This is a genomic window from Sphingomonas sp. UYAg733, assembly GCF_054057355.1.
Genome location: NZ_JBSRZE010000007.1, coordinates 186,519 through 201,036, shown reverse-complemented (window position 1 = coordinate 201,036; position 14,518 = coordinate 186,519). Strand labels below are relative to the sequence as shown.

At 62.5% G+C, this 14,518-nt stretch carries 18 protein-coding genes and 1 tRNA gene; 8 read left to right on the top strand and 11 right to left on the bottom strand.

The features are described from left to right. Positions 1–234 carry a DUF2274 domain-containing protein gene (locus tag ACVWZA_RS14020; RefSeq protein ID WP_457311855.1) on the top strand — a complete coding sequence of 78 codons (234 nt, stop codon included), beginning with the start codon at positions 1–3 and terminating at the stop codon, positions 232–234. Beyond that, positions 231–434 carry a helix-turn-helix transcriptional regulator gene (locus tag ACVWZA_RS14015; RefSeq protein ID WP_457311854.1) on the top strand — a complete coding sequence of 68 codons (204 nt, stop codon included), beginning with the start codon at positions 231–233 and terminating at the stop codon, positions 432–434. The genes ACVWZA_RS14020 and ACVWZA_RS14015 overlap by 4 nt, the downstream gene beginning before the upstream one ends. On the opposite strand, the gene ACVWZA_RS14010 is transcribed toward ACVWZA_RS14015, so the two are convergent. After that, entirely contained in the window at positions 419–1,690 is a 1,272-nt protein-coding gene (locus ACVWZA_RS14010; protein WP_457311853.1) for a tyrosine-type recombinase/integrase, read from the bottom strand. The two genes, ACVWZA_RS14015 and ACVWZA_RS14010, sit on opposite strands and share 16 nt — an antisense overlap. Positions 1,691–1,874: 184 nt before the next feature. Beyond that, a tRNA-Ser gene (locus ACVWZA_RS14005) sits at positions 1,875–1,967 on the bottom strand. 198 nt (positions 1,968–2,165) lie between these two features. Between ACVWZA_RS14005 and ACVWZA_RS14000 the strand changes: the two genes are divergently transcribed. From ACVWZA_RS14000 to ACVWZA_RS13990, 3 genes are read left to right on the top strand one after another with little or no spacing between them, the layout of a single operon-like run. Further along, entirely contained in the window at positions 2,166–3,005 is an 840-nt protein-coding gene (locus ACVWZA_RS14000) for an EipA family protein (protein ID WP_457311852.1), read from the top strand. Further along, a complete protein-coding gene (locus ACVWZA_RS13995; RefSeq protein ID WP_457311851.1) occupies positions 2,990–3,454 on the top strand; it encodes a DoxX family protein in 465 nt (154 codons plus the stop codon). Before ACVWZA_RS14000 ends, ACVWZA_RS13995 begins: the two co-directional genes overlap by 16 nt. 9 nt (positions 3,455–3,463) lie before the next feature. Further along, complete coding sequence (locus ACVWZA_RS13990; RefSeq protein ID WP_457311850.1) at positions 3,464–3,619, top strand: hypothetical protein; 156 nt, start codon at positions 3,464–3,466, stop codon at positions 3,617–3,619. Positions 3,620–3,638: 19 nt separating this feature from the next. Here the strand turns inward: ACVWZA_RS13990 and ACVWZA_RS13985 are convergent, their stop codons facing one another. Next, positions 3,639–4,976 (bottom strand): dihydroorotase, encoded by a 1,338-nt coding sequence (locus ACVWZA_RS13985; RefSeq protein ID WP_457311849.1) that lies wholly within the window; start codon positions 4,974–4,976, stop codon positions 3,639–3,641. 59 nt (positions 4,977–5,035) lie between these two features. On the opposite strand from ACVWZA_RS13985, the gene ygfZ reads away from it, so the two are divergent. Further along, positions 5,036–5,770, top strand: a complete 735-nt coding sequence (ygfZ, locus tag ACVWZA_RS13980) for a CAF17-like 4Fe-4S cluster assembly/insertion protein YgfZ (RefSeq protein ID WP_457311848.1) — start codon at positions 5,036–5,038, stop codon at positions 5,768–5,770. A 28-nt stretch (positions 5,771–5,798) separates the two neighbouring features. On the opposite strand, the gene ACVWZA_RS13975 is transcribed toward ygfZ, so the two are convergent. The 3 genes from ACVWZA_RS13975 to ACVWZA_RS13965 all read right to left on the bottom strand — a co-directional run bounded on the left by ACVWZA_RS13975 (position 5,799) and on the right by ACVWZA_RS13965 (position 9,018). After that, positions 5,799–6,221 carry a VOC family protein gene (locus ACVWZA_RS13975; protein ID WP_457311847.1) on the bottom strand — a complete coding sequence of 141 codons (423 nt, stop codon included), beginning with the start codon at positions 6,219–6,221 and terminating at the stop codon, positions 5,799–5,801. A 90-nt stretch (positions 6,222–6,311) separates the two neighbouring features. Continuing rightward, positions 6,312–7,625: a UDP-glucose dehydrogenase family protein gene (locus ACVWZA_RS13970; RefSeq protein ID WP_457311846.1), complete on the bottom strand. Its 1,314-nt coding sequence runs from the start codon at positions 7,623–7,625 to the stop codon at positions 6,312–6,314. Between the two features lie 262 nt (positions 7,626–7,887). Next, entirely contained in the window at positions 7,888–9,018 is a 1,131-nt protein-coding gene (locus ACVWZA_RS13965; protein ID WP_457311845.1) for an OmpA family protein, read from the bottom strand. Between the two features lie 210 nt (positions 9,019–9,228). Here ACVWZA_RS13965 and ACVWZA_RS13960 point away from each other — a divergent pair, with 210 nt between their 5' ends. After that, a complete protein-coding gene (locus ACVWZA_RS13960; RefSeq protein WP_457311844.1) occupies positions 9,229–9,423 on the top strand; it encodes a hypothetical protein in 195 nt (64 codons plus the stop codon). A gap of 314 nt (positions 9,424–9,737) precedes the next feature. Here ACVWZA_RS13960 and ACVWZA_RS13955 read toward each other — a convergent pair whose 3' ends face one another. Continuing rightward, on the bottom strand, positions 9,738–10,436 hold the full coding sequence (locus ACVWZA_RS13955; RefSeq protein WP_457311843.1) for a spermine/spermidine synthase domain-containing protein: 699 nt from the start codon (positions 10,434–10,436) through the stop codon (positions 9,738–9,740). A 170-nt stretch (positions 10,437–10,606) separates the two neighbouring features. Between ACVWZA_RS13955 and ACVWZA_RS13950 the strand changes: the two genes are divergently transcribed. Next, a complete protein-coding gene (locus ACVWZA_RS13950; RefSeq protein WP_457311842.1) occupies positions 10,607–10,753 on the top strand; it encodes a lmo0937 family membrane protein in 147 nt (48 codons plus the stop codon). Positions 10,754–10,872: 119 nt separating this feature from the next. Here ACVWZA_RS13950 and ACVWZA_RS13945 read toward each other — a convergent pair whose 3' ends face one another. The 4 genes from ACVWZA_RS13945 to ACVWZA_RS13930 form a co-directional block, all read right to left on the bottom strand. After that, positions 10,873–11,433 (bottom strand): glycine zipper 2TM domain-containing protein, encoded by a 561-nt coding sequence (locus ACVWZA_RS13945; protein WP_457311841.1) that lies wholly within the window; start codon positions 11,431–11,433, stop codon positions 10,873–10,875. Between the two features lie 128 nt (positions 11,434–11,561). After that, positions 11,562–12,515, bottom strand: a complete 954-nt coding sequence (gene dapF / locus ACVWZA_RS13940) for a diaminopimelate epimerase (protein ID WP_457311840.1) — start codon at positions 12,513–12,515, stop codon at positions 11,562–11,564. A 247-nt stretch (positions 12,516–12,762) separates the two neighbouring features. Next, positions 12,763–13,860 carry a DUF2855 family protein gene (locus ACVWZA_RS13935; protein WP_457311839.1) on the bottom strand — a complete coding sequence of 366 codons (1,098 nt, stop codon included), beginning with the start codon at positions 13,858–13,860 and terminating at the stop codon, positions 12,763–12,765. A gap of 64 nt (positions 13,861–13,924) precedes the next feature. Beyond that, positions 13,925–14,482, bottom strand: a complete 558-nt coding sequence (locus ACVWZA_RS13930; protein WP_457311838.1) for an MOSC domain-containing protein — start codon at positions 14,480–14,482, stop codon at positions 13,925–13,927. Positions 14,483–14,518 lie beyond the last annotated feature (36 nt).

The window sequence follows — 14,518 nt, the reverse complement described above, 5'->3', positions numbered from 1 at the left end:
ATGACCGATCTCAAACTCACCAGGCTGCCCGATCGCACGCCGGTCAAGCTGGCGATCACCGTGCCGCCGGAACTCCATCGTGCCCTCAGCGACTATGCCAGCGCCTACGAAGCGACCTACGGGAAAGCGGAGAGCGTCGGCGATCTGATCCCCTATATACTCCAATCGTTCATCGATGCGGACAAAGCCTTCGCCAAACGTCGAAACGATAAATCGCCATCGGGCCGCACATGACGGCCTTTGGGGAGATTTGCGCGCCGGAGGAGCGGCTGACGGTTCGCATTCCCACGGCGATTTCGATGCTCGGGCTCAGCCGGTCCAGGTTCTACAAGCTCATGGACAGCGGCCTGATCGCGACGATCAAGGTGGGTAGAGCGCGGCTCGTCGTCCTGAAAAGTCTGAACGAGTTCGTTCAGCATCAGCTTGACGCCTGACTCGGCGCGGCGCGTGTCCGGGGTGTCGCTATCGTAACACGACGACGCCGCTGGACAGGGCGCTTGATGGGTTCCGCCAGCCGTTTCTTCTTCTCCCGGGCCGTCTCGTCGCCGGCACAGAACCGACCCCAATCATCCATCAGCTTGCGGCGTTTCTCGAAGAAATCGGTGCGCCGATAGGCGGCCTCGACCTTGTTCTCGACCGCATGGGCAAGCGCCGCCTCCGCAATCTCGCGCGGCACATCGGTTTCTTCGGCTACCCAATCGCGAAACGTCGAGCGGAAGCCGTGTACCGTAACCCCAATTTCCATTCCGCGTAGAATTTCCAGCAGGGTCATGTCCGAGAGCGTCGATTGCGAAATCTGGCCCGGAAATACCAGATCACAATCCTTGATCCTGACGCCGTTCGCTTGACGGAACACCTCCGTAGCTTGTGGCGACAGCGGGATGGCATGCGAAACCCCGGCTTTCATGCGCTCCCCAGGGATCGTCCAGATCGTCAAATCCTTGTTGAACTCGTTCCAACGCGCACCGCGGACTTCGCCTGACCGAACGGCGGTCAGGATCAGCGCCTCCAGCGCGAGCCTGCCGACATTGAACGGCTTCGCCCGTATCGCCTTGAGGAAGTCGGGCAGATCCACATGGTCCATTGCCGCGTGATGCGTCGATTTGCGCGGCTGACGCGCCAAGCCTTTGGCGATTGAGCGCATCGGCGCTTCCGTTGCGCGAAACCCCTTTGCGTAGGACCAGTCGAGAACCGTTCCGATGCGCTGTTTCACGCGCCGTGCCGTTTCAGGAACTTTGAGCCAGATTTCCGCGAGAACGTCGCGGATCAGCGGCCCCTCGATTTCATCGACCCGCAAATTGCGCAACTTCGGGAAGGCGTATTTCTCCAACGTCGTGAGCCACTGGTCTGTGTGCTTCCCGTTCTTCCATGCTGGAAGCATTTCCTTATGAACCTGTTTGGCAGCCTGCTCGAAGGTAGGAACGACGATGCGTTCCTTCTTCCGTTCTTCGAGCGGATCGACGCCAGCACGGGCGAGCTTGCGCATATCTGCCGCTTTGGCGCGCGCGGCTGTGAGCGGCGCGTCTTCCAAACGGCCCAGGCCGATATCGCGCCGACGACCGTTAATCTGGACGCGCAACAGCCAGCTCTTTCCGCCGCTCGGGCTGATTTGCAGCATCAGCCCGTCGCCATCGGAGTAGCGGCCAGGCTCGGTGAGGTCGCGTACCTTGTCTTTGGTCAGGTTGCCCATGCCCGGAATATAGCAGATTCAGGCGTGAATTGAAGCCGTCCAGCCCCACACAACCCCACACCCAACCCCACAGTCGTCAGAAAACGTCCGGACACACGGAGAAACGTCAAAGGACATTTTATCAATCTTTTCAGTGTCTTCTAGGACATCTGGGTATGTCGGAGGATGCCGGAAAATGCAAAATTGGCGGAGACGGAGGGATTCGAACCCTCGGTGCCAGTAAACCCGGCACGGCGGTTTAGCAAACCGCTGGTTTCAGCCACTCACCCACGTCTCCAGACCCGGCGGCAAGCGGCGGCTATAGCGAGGGCATGCCCGACGATCAACAGGGCGATGACAGTTAGATGATCGCGCACCAAATTGTCACGGTTCCGCCATTGGGCGCGAAATCGACTCAGGTCATCGCTGCGTTCATTGCGGGTCAATCACGACACGCGCTAGGCTTTGTAATTGGGCGCGTCGGGGGAGTGATACCATGCGCAAGTTTATTTCGACGATCATCGCGGCAACACTGATGCTGGGCACCGGACCCGCGGGATTCGCGCAGGTCCGCACGATCGATCCCAACCAGGCGATCGATTCCGACTTGTCCCGCCCGTCAGCGCAACCGCGGGATGCGCCCGTCCCCCTCGACCAGGCGCCGTCCTATCCGGAATATACGCCGCCGGCCGATCAGGACCCGGCCAACCCGCAGGCGCAGTATAATACGCCACAGGACAGCGCGTCCCAGTATTCGCAGCAATCCGACATGCCGCAGTCCGACATGCCCCGCTCTGCCGACCCGGCACAGGATGCCAATCGCGCGAGTGCCGAAGCGGAAGTCGCGACGGCCACCACTTTCAAGCGTGAAGAATTGCTGGTCGCCGCAGAGCACACGTTCGGCAAGGGCGCTTCGGGCCTTGCCGGGATGCTTGAAAAGCTGCTCAAAGAACAGGGCGAGCCCAGCGCCTATATCGCCGGCAGCGAAGCATCGGGCGCGATTGTCGTCGGTCTGCGCTATGGCAAGGGCGAACTGTTCCACAAGGTCGAGGGGCAGCAAAAGGTCTATTGGACCGGACCATCGATCGGCTTCGATCTGGGTGGCGACGGCAACAAGGTCTTCGCGCTGGTCTATAACCTCCATGACTCGGAAGATCTCTACAAGCGCTTCCCTGCGGGCGAAGGCCGACTGTATTTTGTCGGCGGGCTTGCCGCGACTTATCTGCGGCGCGGTAATATCGTCGTCATTCCGATCCGTCTTGGCGTTGGATGGCGCCAGGGCGTCAATATCGGCTACATGAAGTTCAGCCACACATCGAAGTGGTTCCCGCTGTAACAGCCATCTTCTCCGACACCAGGGCCTCCCTGTCGCACGGCGCTGAACGCGCTCGAACGGCTCTCCGTTGGTTGCTCGCTGCGGCATATCTGTTCGCCGGTATCGCGCATCTGCGATCGCCCCAGACATTCCTGGCGATCACCCCGGACTGGGTTCCGTTTCCACTGGAGACGATAATGGTCACCGGGATATGCGAGATCGCGGGCGCGCTCGCCTTGCTTACGCCAAAGCTGCGCTGGATCGCGGGAGTGATGCTCGCTGCCTATGCGGTTTGTGTTTACCCCGCCAACATCAAGCATGCGATCGACGGCATCGCGATCGGCGGCAAGACGCTCGGCCTGTGGTACCATATTCCGCGCCTTGCGTTTCAGCCGGTCATCGTCTGGTGGGCGCTGTTCGCCGGCCGCGTGATCGACTGGCCGTTCCGGCGGCGCGCCTATTCCAATTAGGATATGACCATGACCGATTCGATCGATGATACGATCATCGAAACGCCCGACGGCCCAATGACCTGGGCGCAGTGGAAAAAGAAGAACCCGGTGCAAATCCCTTCGCGCCGTACCAAGGGCAAGGACCTGCCGGTCAAGGTCAAGCTGATCACCGAGAAGAAATAGCTCCCCCCGTTTCAGCGTCTCAGCCGAACTCGACCGCCTCGAACCGGATCGGCTCGCCGATCGCCGCCTCGGCCAGCACACCATCCCACATCACACGGCGGCCGCGCACGATCGTACCGATCGGCCTGCCGGTCAGCTCCATGCCGGTAAAGGGCGACCAGCCGCATCGTGACGCGAGCCAGTCATCGGTGATCGTCCAGCGCGCCTTCAGATCGACGATCGAGAAATCTGCGTCATAGCCGGCGGCGATCCTGCCCTTGCCAATGATATTGAAGACGCGCTGCGGCCCGGCGCTGGTCAGATCGATCACGCGTTGCAGCGTCGTGCGGCCATGCGCGACATGGTCGAGCATCAACGCCAGCATCGTCTGCACGCCGGGCATGCCGCTCGGGCTGTCGGGATAGGGCTTGGCCTTTTCCTCGCGCGTATGCGGCGCATGATCGGAGCCGAGAATGTCGGGCACGCCCTGGTTTAGCCAGTGCCACAATCCGTCGCGGTGCGCGCCGGAGCGGATCGGCGGGTTCATCTGCGCCCAGGTGCCGAGCCGGGGATAAGCCTCCTCGCCCGCCAGGGTCAGATGCTGCGGCGTCACCTCGCAGGTCGCGATATCCTTATTCTGCCCGAGCAGTTCCAGTTCCGCCGGGGTGGTCACGTGCAGCACATGGATACGCCGCCGAGCCGCGCGCGCGAGGTTGAGGATGCGCCGCGTGGCGAGCAACGCGCTTTCATCATCGCGCCACACTGGGTGCGACGACGCATCGCCCGCCACCCGCTCGTTCGTGCGCGCATTCATCCGCGCTTCGTCCTCGGCATGGATGGCAACCCGGCGATGGCCCGATGCCAGCACCTCGGCGAGCGAAGAATCCTCCGCCACCAGCAGATCGCCGGTCGATGCGCCCATGAAGATCTTGACGCCCGCCGTGCCCGGCATGCGCTCAAGCTCGGCGAGGCTCGCCGCATTATGGTTGGTCGCGCCAACATAAAAGGCGTGATCGCACCACATGCGGTGATGCGCGCGCGTCAGCTTCTCTTCGATCGCCTCGGCGCTGTCGGTATTGGGTTTGGTGTTGGGCATCTCGAACACCGCGGTCACGCCGCCGAGCACCGCCGCGCGGCTGCCGCTTTCCAGATCTTCCTTGTGAACCAAGCCGGGCTCGCGGAAATGGACCTGAGTGTCGATCACGCCGGGCAGGATATCGAGCCCGGTACAATCGATCGTCTCGTCCGCATCGCCGACCGGTCGATCCGGCGCGCCGATCTCGACGATCTTGCCGTTGCGCACGCCGATGCTCGCCTGTAGCGGCCCGGCGGGCAGATGAACGGTGCCATTGGTCAGCATCAGGTCGAACTTGGCCATTATCCGCCTCTTTCACTGGGCCCCTTCAACTGGGGTCACCGCACCCCTACCTGTTCATCATGAGCGAAACCACCCCGACGATGCTGGACGACCGTGCGCTGATCCGGATCGCCGGTGAGGATGTCCGCAGTTTCCTGCAGGGCCTTGTCAGCGCGGACACGATGGGGCCATTGCCGGCCTGGTCGGCGCTACTCACCGCGCAAGGCAAAGTGCTGTTCGATTTCATCATCTGGGCCGACGGTGACGGCGTCCTGATCGATTGCGAGGCCGATCAGCTCGATGCGCTTATTCGGCGTTTATCGCTCTATCGGTTGCGCCGGTCGATCACGATCGCGCGAGACGAAAGCCTGGCCGTCCATTGGTCGCGCGACGCCGGTTTGGGTACCCCCGATCCGCGCCCCGACCCGCGCCCCGACCCACGCCTTGCCGAACTCGGCCATCGCTGGCTCGCACCTCCAGCCGCACCCGCCAGCGGCTGGCGCGCACATCGCCTGTCGCTTGGCGTGACCGAAGGGCAGGCCGAACTGGGCAGCGACAAGATCTTGTGGCTCGAATGCAATGCGCGTGAACTGAACGGCGTCAGCTTCACCAAGGGTTGTTATGTCGGTCAGGAGAATACCGCGCGCATGCATCACCGGTCGAAGGTCAACCGTCGCCTGGTCGTCGCACCGCTCGGCGAACCCGGCGAGCGGACACGCGCTTGTTATCCCGAACTCGGCCTGATGGTTGAGCACCGCCGGGCCGAGGCGCTTGGCGACGCTATCATACCCGGCTGGCTCGCCGCCGCGCTATAACCCGCCAAACTCTATAACTCGCCGAACTCTATAGCCCAAACGTCACCATCCCGCGTTCGTCGATCGACCAGGCGGGGTTCCACGCGATCTCCCAGGCATGCTCGTCAGGATCGGCGACATAACCGCGAAATCCGCCATGCTCGGGCGCATCGCCGGGCCGCAAGATCGTTCCACCCGCCCGGGCCAGCCGATCTATCAACGGCTGAACGTCATGCTGTCCGGGCACATTATGCGCCATCGCGAACGCTCCCGGCCGGCACAAACCGCTCCGCTGCATATCGGTTTCGAGCGCTGACTGCAGCCACGTTCCGAGTATCAGGCCATTCATCTGGTAAAAGATGATCTCCTCATTCTCGAACACCGGCATCCAGCCGAACCCATCGCCATAGAAAAGCCGCGAACGGGCCAGATCGGCGACGCCGATGGTGATGACGGAAATCTGTTGCTGCATGGTCCACACTCTTACGTTCGCTGGCGCACCATCTGTCGGCGTTCTCAGTCGCGAGACCGATGGCTAACGATCGGACAGAACACCCGCAGGTCAGCGCCCGATTGAGCTATAGGCGAAACCGGCGCGCTCGACCTCGGCGGGTGGATAGACATTCCGCAGATCGACCATCACCGGCGCGGCCATGACGCCGGCAAGACGCTTCAGGTCGAGCGCTCGGAACACGTCCCATTCGGTTACGATCACCACCGCATCCGCGCCCGTCGCCGCCTCATAGGCGTTGCTGCAATAGGTGACGTCGGGCATCATCGCCTTGGCCGGCTCCATCCCCTCGGGATCGTAACCGCGCACCTTCACGCCGGCATCGAGCAGGCTCTGCACGATCGCCAGGCTCGGCGCATCGCGCATATCGTCGGTGTTTGGCTTGAACGTCAGACCGAGCACCGCCACGGTCTTTCCCTTTGCCCCTGTCGTGCCGTCGCCGCCCAGCGCGCGGATCACCTTGCGGCCCATCGCGCGCTTGCGGTTGTCGTTGACCTGGACCACCGCCTCCACGATCCGCACCGGCGTTTCATAGTCCTCGGCCGTCTTGAGCAGCGCAAGCGTATCCTTGGGGAAACACGATCCGCCATAGCCCGGGCCGGCATGAAGGAACTTCGAACCGATCCGGTTGTCGAGCCCGATGCCGCGCGACACGTCCTGCACGTCCGCGCCGACCGCCTCGCACAAATCGGCAATCTCGTTGATGAAGGTGATCTTGGTCGCGAGAAATGCGTTCGCGGCATATTTGATCAGCTCGGCGGTGCGCCGGCCAGTAAACAGAATGGGGCTCTCGTTGAGGTAGAGCGGGCGATAGATATCGCGCATTACTTGCATCGCGCGCGTATCCTCGGTGCCGATCACGATCCGATCGGGCCGCTTGAAGTCTCCGATCGCGGCACCCTCACGCAGGAATTCGGGGTTCGAGACGACCGCGATATCCATGTCCGGCGCGACCTCGGCAAGGATCTCCTCAACCTTGTCGCCCGTGCCGACCGGGACGGTCGACTTGGTCACCACGACGGTCGGTCCGGTCACCGCTGCGGCGATTTCGCGTGTCGCGGCGAAGACATAGGAAAGGTCGGCATGGCCGTCTCCCCGTCGTGACGGGGTACCAACGGCAATGAACACCGCATCCGCACCGGCAACCGCGCTCTTCAAATCGGTGGTGAAGTTCAACCGCCCCGCCGCGACATTGGCCGCGACCAGCTTGTCGAGGCCAGGTTCGAAGATCGGCATCCGGCCAGCTTCGAGCGCGGCGATCTTCGATTCGTCCTTGTCGACGCAGATCACGTCATGGCCGAAATCCGAAAAGCAGGCGCCGGAAACCAGACCAACATAGCCCGAGCCGATCATCGTGATGCGCATTGTGAAACCAATCCCATTTATTGCGGGCGTCGCCGCCCGTGTCTCCGCGACCCTCTAGCCGAACATGATCCAATTGCCACCCCATTGGGACGTACAAAGGGATAGTGGCGTCAGTTCACGGTCGATGGCGCATCGGGCCAATCCTGGAGAGCGCGCCATCAAAAGGCGGCACGGTCGCCGCGAACCAGTGCGCGCTTCAGGCAAAACAAAAGGGAGGCCAGCAATGCTGACCTCCCTTCCGTTTTTCGTACGAGACTTAGGCTTAGTTGCCCGAGCCAGGTCCGTAGCTGATTTCCACGCGACGGTTTTCCAGCTCGCGAACGCCATCGGCGGTCTCGATACGGGGACGGCTTTCGCCGAACGCCGAGGTGGAGATCACGCCGTCGGGGATCGAACGCGAAGTCAGGTAACCCTTCACCGCGTCTGCACGACGCTGCGAGAGGCCCAGATTGTACTTCGGCGAACCCGACTTGTCGGCGTGGCCGGCAAGCATGACCTGCGTGTTACCGCAATTCTGGTACTGCGAGATCGCGTTGTCGAGCAACGACGCAGCCTGCGGCGTAACGTCCGACTTGTCCCACTCGAAGAACACGATGTACGGCCCAGGCGAGCACTGCATTGCCTCAGGAGGCGGTGGCGGTGGCGGTGGCGGTGGAGGAGGCGGTGGGGGCGGAGGAGGCGGCGGCGGCGGTGCAGCCGGCTCACCGAAGTTGTAGGTCAGACCGCCCAGAATGCTGTGCGACCGATAGCGACCTTCAAATTCACGACCCGTAACATCGACCAGACCAACCTTGGCGGCGTTGAAGAAGCGATACTTCAGCGTCGCGTCGATATGGCTGCTCAGCGGAGCGCGGATACCCGCAAGACCCTGCCATGCGAACACGGTGTCGGAGTCGTCCAGGAATGGACCGTTGGTGTTCAGCGCATAGCCGTTCGCCTTGATGCGAGCGACACCGACGCCGCCGCCGACAAAGCCCTGAATGCCGTCATCGTCGCCGAAGTCGAGCAAACCGTTCAGCATGAAGCTGAGCGCCGAAGTCTTTCCGCCGGCATAGTCATATGTGCCTGCGGGGAATGCCGGGTTGAGAGCGCCGTTCGCCAGATAGACCGGAGTCGTCGTGGTCGAACGATATGACTCAACATTCGCACTCTTGTAGCCGACTTCCGCTTCGACGCGGAAAGGGCCAAAGTCATAGCCGATGACGCCATCGACGTCGTAGCCATATTTACTGTCGACCTGGCCAGCACCCGTCAGGGCACCGATGTCGAAATTGATGTCTTCCACGATCATCGCGCCACCTTCGACGCCCACGTACCACGAATCGTCGCGGGCGAGAGCTGGTGTGGCGAGAGCAGTGGAGGCAAGCGCCATTGCGATGGCAAGCTTCCGCATAAAAATCCCCTTTCGTCGTTGTCACTCGGACAGCGCAAACTCCCTACCCAAAGGTTGGTTTCCACGCAAGCGCACAAATTTTTCGCGCTGTTGCCCGAACGCAACAGAAAGCAGGCAATTCCCTATATTTCGATTGAGAGCCTCAGGCGCTTGCTGAGCGATGGCAATGGACGTTGACGACGGGCAGATACCCTTTCCATCGACCGTATTTTGGGCATCGATCCGACGCGCGGTATCGCGAAAACCACGCAATTGCGCGATTGTCGATGGATGATGTCGATGATTCATATCGTCGCCGGATCGGACCAGCGCCTTACCGCGCAAGCTCCTCTTCGCGGCCCCAGCGCCGCCAATGGCATTCCTAGGGCGATTTTTCCGCTCGGACAGATAGCGGACAGCGAGTGAAGATCGACGTTTCCGAACGGAGCGATTCTTTTCCTGCGCCTAGTCGGCTGGCCGCGGTCGATCGAGGCCTTGCCGATTCGCTTCGGCGCTCACTTCCTTGCCTTGGGAAGTCGATCCTGGTTCGGCGTGGTGGAAACTGTCGCTATCGGGCAACAGGCTGCTTGATCAAGGCTTGGGCGGAACTGCGTCGTCGCCGCAATATCCCGCACCGCGGCATTGCAACCGAATAGCCGCAAACAAGCCATGAATCGCAACCGGATCGGATCAATTTGTTCGACGGAATATCCGTGAAGGTCTTTCGTCAGGCCGGCGAGTCAGGCCGAACGAACCGCCAGCCAAATCAAGTGGCGCGCGCCTTTGCCGCCGCTTCCTGACCGAACCACGATTTCCTCAACGGCGAATCCGTCGCGCAGGCGCCGCGCGAACGCCGCATCCGCGCCCGCCGACCAGATCGCGAGTACGCCGCCGGGCCGCAACGCGGACCGTGCTGCGGCAAGGCCGCGCGTCGAATAAAGCGCGTTATTGCCGCCACGCGTCAACGCGTCCGGGCCGTTATCGACGTCGAGCAGGATCGCGTCATATGCCTCCGACTCCGCCCGGATCAGCGTGCCAACGTCGATTTCGATCACCGCCACCCGCGGATCATCGAGACTCCCTTCATGCACCGCCGCCATCGGCCCGCGCGCCCAGTCGATCACTGCCGGCACCAGCTCGGCGACCGTCAGCCGGCCGGCCGCGCCGAGCACTGCCAGCGCGGCGCGCAAGGTGAAACCCATACCCAGCCCGCCGATCAGCACATTCGCGTCTGCACGCCCAACCCGCTCCAGCGCGAGGGTCGCCAGTGCCTCTTCTGACCCGCGTACCCGGCTGCTCATCAATTCGTTGCCGCCGAGCATGATCGACCAGTCGTCACCCCGCCGAAAAAGCTTGAGCACGCCGCCCCCGGGTATTCTGGCCCCGGGTATTTCGGTCCCGGGTATCTCAGCGCTGTCGATCAATTCGCGTGGAACCATGGCCTGATCTAACGGGGCGATGGCGCTTGCACCACCCTTTCGGGAGATTTGTCTCGACGAACCGTTCCGCATGTCCAGGGAACCCGATCGGTACCCGCATGGTTGTTCGGCACACGTTCTGTGAAGTCTGACCGGCCGGACGACCCCGGCCTTTGATAAGGAAAAAGCCGATGCTCTGGACAATCGCCATCATCCTGCTCGTTCTCTGGGCGCTTGGCTTCGGCCTTCATGTTGCAGGCGGATTGATCCACATCCTGCTCGTGATCGCAGTGATCGTCGTCGCTTTCCGCTTGCTCAGCGGACGAAGCGCGGTCTGACCAAGCTATGACATGCAAGGATCGGCGAAACGCGCCCGCGTCTCGCCGATCCTTTCAGTCTAAAGCCGATCTTTGGAATCCGGCGATATAATGCGGCGGATCCCGACCTCAATCCTTACTCAGCGGCACTTCACCTGCTGGTTGTTCTGGTCAATCGATTTACCCGCGACCCCGCCGACGATCGCGCCCAGGATCGTGCCGACGCCGCGCGAATGGCCGCCATCGATCACATTGCCGAGAACACCGCCGCCGATCGCACCGACGATTAGTCCGGTCGTGCCATCATTGCGCTTGCAATAATAACGCCCGTCCTGGCCGCGATAGACCCGGTCGTCCGAACTCAGCACGCGCTCCTGATAATTGCCCTCGCGATAATAGCGCGACGGTTCGTAACCGGATTCGACCCGGTCGTCGTTGTAACCCGACGCGTCGTTATAGCCGCCCGGGCCGCCATAGCCGGACCCACCGTTATAACCGCCCGGTCCGGGACGCCCGCCGCCGCGGTTGCGTGCCTGCTGATAGCGATCATATTCCTGCTGGAATACGCGAAGCTCATCCTGCAGTCGCTGTTGTGCCTGCTGGAAGCGCCGCTCTTCCTGCCGTGACTGGGCGCTGGCGGGCGCTGTGAATGCCACCAGGCTGGTGGCGCAAAGCGCGGCGACGATCATGAAACGAGACATATATGTTCTCCGGTTTGGTTCGCTGATCCTCAACCGTCATGGACGCTCTTTGTTGCGTCGCTGTCAAATCGTTACGCATCCGATATCGCTACATCGCGCCGCAACGGCGAGGATTTCAGGCCGCCACCTCAGGCGATCCCGTCGACCACTGCCGCCCAGGCGGCGATTTCATCGTTGAAATGCCGATCGACCTTCATATCGCCGGCGATCCCGCGATCGGCATCGACCTCGGCCGATCCGCTCCAGTCATAGGTCGCGTTGCCGGACAGCCGGACCATCCCGTCACTCTCCGCCTGTGCCCTGACCAGGCCGCCGCGATTGAACACGTTCAATTCCACACCAAACTCTGCCCGCCCCGTCAGGCATGCCGCGAACACCGACGCGGCCATCGCGCTGCCGCAACTATCGGTCAACCCGACCCCGCGTTCGAACGTGCGTACGAACAGGTCCGCGCCGCGCTGTTCGACGAAAGAGACGTTGGCGCGGTTGGGCAGCCATGCGGGCGCCGCCTCACAGGCTTCGCCGACCGCGACCAGTTCCTTTTCGTCGACCGTCTCGACAAAGCTCACCAGATGCGGATTGGGCATCGCGACCGCAGTGAAATTGCGCCGCGAGGGCAGCATCGCGATGGGCCGCTGTACGATCTCATGTCCCGCCCCGGTGTCCGCTTCGATCAGCGGCCAGTGCGTCACGTCGAGATCGGCCGGCCCAACCGTTTCGCGCACGCTGACCACGCCCGGCGCAAGGTCGGCATCGCGTTCGGCACGGGCGCTCGATGTCTTCAGCCGCACCTCGGCCCGATCGATTCCCAGCGCATCGAAACCCGCGCGCGCCACGCAGCGCAGGCCATTAAGGCATGTCTCGGCTTCGCTCCCGTCGGAATTGAACATGCGCATGCCGAAATCGTGCAGCTTGTCGCCATCGGTCAGCAACAACAGGCCGTCGCCGCCGACCGGCCCGCGCCGATCGGCCAGCGCCCGGGCAATGCCGGCCCAGGCGACATCGTCGAGCTCGATCGCGCGCGCGTCGATCAACGGGAAATCATTACCCGACCCATGGCATTTGACGAAGTCGAACCGCATTTCGGGGCTTATAGCGAAGCGGTGCGCTTCGCGCCATGATCGACATTCGACCTCGCGCGCCAAATCGACGAGCGCGACTGCGGCCGAAGAGTCTGTTTGAAAATGCGCCGGCAGGCGCATTTGGCGGTATCGGCCCGCTCCCCCTCCCGGCCACCCATTCAGGATATGCTGTGGGTGGCCGGGAGGGGGAGCGGGCCGGCACTGCCTTGAAATTCGCTCTTTCGCGAATTTCCAAACAGACTCTTGATTACCAGCGCATCACATAACCGATATCGGGCCTTGCCCGGCCCGCCACCTGATCACGCCAGACGCGCTGCATCGCCTCTGGCCCGCGCTGTTCCTCGACCGTCACCCAGCCCGCCGCATCGATAACGAAGGTGCGCCAGCGTTCGGCCACCGCGCCCTGGAAACCGTCCTGCCCGATCGCGCCGATCAGCGCCGCGGCCGCATCGGGCGCGAAGAACCAGACCGGCCTGGGTCCGCTCGTCATGCCCGCCCCGCTCTTCATGCCCGAATCGCCGCCTTCGTCGTGATGCGTCACGCCGACCTTGAGGATATGGACGAGCCGTTCGGCCAGCCGCGCATGAACATCGGAAAGCACGCCGGCATTCCCGGCAAAATCGACCAGCACTGCATGACCCGCCACGTCCAGCTCATCGAGCGCGTCATAGGTGATCACCTGATCGTACAACCCAGTATCCTGGACGAAGCGGAGATTGGATTTGCTGGTCAGGCCGACCCGCCTGATGCCCGGGCTGCTCGTCCGTGCGACATGGGCGAGTCCCATCGCGGTCTTGCTCGACGCGCTGGTCAGGATCACGGTGCCGGCACCATGCCAGTCCTGACGGCGCAGCTGATCATCGATCAGGAAGCTGGTCAGGAACAACGGCTCGAACAACATCCGTTGATCCTCGCGCGCCGGATCATGCGACGGGTCGGCGGCGAGCCGGCGATACTGGTTATAGACCGCCGCCATCGGCTGACGATGAGCGGCCATATCGCGAAACATTCCGCTCGAAACCTTGCCCGGTTCGACGATCAGGTGAGTTGCCGTCGGCAGATAACCATAGACCCGCTCGCCAACCGCGATCTCCGGATGCCGCGACGCCGTCACGCGCGCATGGCCCCAGACCGGCACAATCCCCCAACCTTCCGCGGCGGGAAAGAAATACCAGTATTTGACCTGCTCGCCCACCACCGCATAGGTGACATTATTGGCGGTCAGCGCGAACGCCTCTATCTCCAGCAACACTTCGCCGTCGCTGGGCTCGGGCGCGATCGTCTCGTTGATCGCGGTTTGCTCAAGCGCATCCTTGCGCACCATCATCTCGCGCTTGATCGGCATCGCTTTCTCCCTGGGGTCGATCGTTCGATAGCTATTTTCGTGGCAAGAGTCAGCGCGGATGAGGTCAGACCGCCTCCAGCCGCCGATGCTGCCCGGTCGGGACGGTCACACGCACCGTATCGCCGGGTCGTATCTCACCGCCAGCCACCACGACTGCCATCACGCCGGCCTTGCGGATCAGCGATCCATCAGGCGCGCGCGCCAGCACCGCCTGCATCAGTCCTGCCTGAACCGCCTCGAGTTGAAGACAGGGATTGCGCAGGCCGGTGATGCGAATCCGTGCATCGTCCCCGATGCGAAGGATCGTGTCGGTCGGCAGATCGAGCAGCGCGATCCCTCTCACGGTGATGTTCTCGCCGATCCGACCAGGGCCGACCGCAAAGCCTCGCTCGGCTAATTCGTCGAACAGCTCGGCATGGATGAGATGGACTTGGCGCAAATTGGGCTGGTCCGGATCCTTCGCGACCCGCGACCGGTGCTGGACGCTCACGCCGGCATGCGCATCGCCCGCGACACCCAGCCCCTCGATCAGATGAATTAAGTCGCGGCAAGGCTTGGTGAAGCGATGCGCATCGTCGCACGCCACCGCCACCACATGCCCGATCTCGCCAGCTTCGTTCATCCTGAACATCATGGCTCATCGAAATGTCGAAAACCA

Coding starts and splice junctions, on each gene's coding strand:
- ACVWZA_RS14020 (WP_457311855.1), top strand. CDS start 1: ATGACCGATCTCAAACTCACCAGGCTGCCCGATCGCACGCCGGTCAAG.
- ACVWZA_RS14015 (WP_457311854.1), top strand. CDS start 231: ATGACGGCCTTTGGGGAGATTTGCGCGCCGGAGGAGCGGCTGACGGTT.
- ACVWZA_RS14010 (WP_457311853.1), bottom strand. CDS start 1,690: ATGGGCAACCTGACCAAAGACAAGGTACGCGACCTCACCGAGCCTGGC.
- ACVWZA_RS14000 (WP_457311852.1), top strand. CDS start 2,166: ATGCGCAAGTTTATTTCGACGATCATCGCGGCAACACTGATGCTGGGC.
- ACVWZA_RS13990 (WP_457311850.1), top strand. CDS start 3,464: ATGACCGATTCGATCGATGATACGATCATCGAAACGCCCGACGGCCCA.
- ACVWZA_RS13985 (WP_457311849.1), bottom strand. CDS start 4,976: ATGGCCAAGTTCGACCTGATGCTGACCAATGGCACCGTTCATCTGCCC.
- ygfZ (WP_457311848.1), top strand. CDS start 5,036: ATGAGCGAAACCACCCCGACGATGCTGGACGACCGTGCGCTGATCCGG.
- ACVWZA_RS13975 (WP_457311847.1), bottom strand. CDS start 6,221: ATGCAGCAACAGATTTCCGTCATCACCATCGGCGTCGCCGATCTGGCC.
- ACVWZA_RS13970 (WP_457311846.1), bottom strand. CDS start 7,625: ATGCGCATCACGATGATCGGCTCGGGCTATGTTGGTCTGGTTTCCGGC.
- ACVWZA_RS13965 (WP_457311845.1), bottom strand. CDS start 9,018: ATGCGGAAGCTTGCCATCGCAATGGCGCTTGCCTCCACTGCTCTCGCC.
- ACVWZA_RS13955 (WP_457311843.1), bottom strand. CDS start 10,436: ATGGTTCCACGCGAATTGATCGACAGCGCTGAGATACCCGGGACCGAA.
- ACVWZA_RS13950 (WP_457311842.1), top strand. CDS start 10,607: ATGCTCTGGACAATCGCCATCATCCTGCTCGTTCTCTGGGCGCTTGGC.
- ACVWZA_RS13945 (WP_457311841.1), bottom strand. CDS start 11,433: ATGTCTCGTTTCATGATCGTCGCCGCGCTTTGCGCCACCAGCCTGGTG.
- dapF (WP_457311840.1), bottom strand. CDS start 12,515: ATGCGGTTCGACTTCGTCAAATGCCATGGGTCGGGTAATGATTTCCCG.
- ACVWZA_RS13935 (WP_457311839.1), bottom strand. CDS start 13,860: ATGCCGATCAAGCGCGAGATGATGGTGCGCAAGGATGCGCTTGAGCAA.
- ACVWZA_RS13930 (WP_457311838.1), bottom strand. CDS start 14,482: ATGAACGAAGCTGGCGAGATCGGGCATGTGGTGGCGGTGGCGTGCGAC.